The 350-nt window shown below is 35.4% G+C and carries 1 tRNA gene; it reads left to right on the forward strand.

Annotated features, from left to right (window positions below):
* The first annotated feature begins 260 nt into the window (after positions 1–260).
* Positions 261–348: transfer RNA gene (locus C2M30_RS19980), tRNA-Ser, on the forward strand.
* Positions 349–350: the final 2 nt, after the last annotated feature.

Consider the following 350-nt stretch of genomic DNA (forward strand, 5'->3'; position numbering starts at 1 on the left):
ACTGTAATTAGTTTATTCATGTCTCATTCCTCATGGCGGTGAAGTTAAATCGTTTTGTTGGGTTCTATATTACGAATTTTTAAAAGGTCGAGTTTGGCAAGATGATTAGCGGTAATGTTTGGTGATTGATGGCAAATATTGATGATAAAGTTGTGAAAACTACTTTTTTTAATAAAAATGTTAATTTTTTGATGTTTATTTGAGCAAACAAACTTTTTGCTATTTACAGTTTACGGTTGGCTGAGTATTATTTTGCGCATGGAGAGATGGCTGAGTGGTTGAAAGCACCGGTCTTGAAAACCGGCATAGGTTAATAGCCTATCTAGGGTTCAAATCCCTATCTCTCCGCC

Origin of the sequence: Pseudoalteromonas sp. T1lg24, assembly GCF_002964745.1 — a bacterium.
Lineage (GTDB): Bacteria > Pseudomonadota > Gammaproteobacteria > Enterobacterales > Alteromonadaceae > Pseudoalteromonas > Pseudoalteromonas spongiae.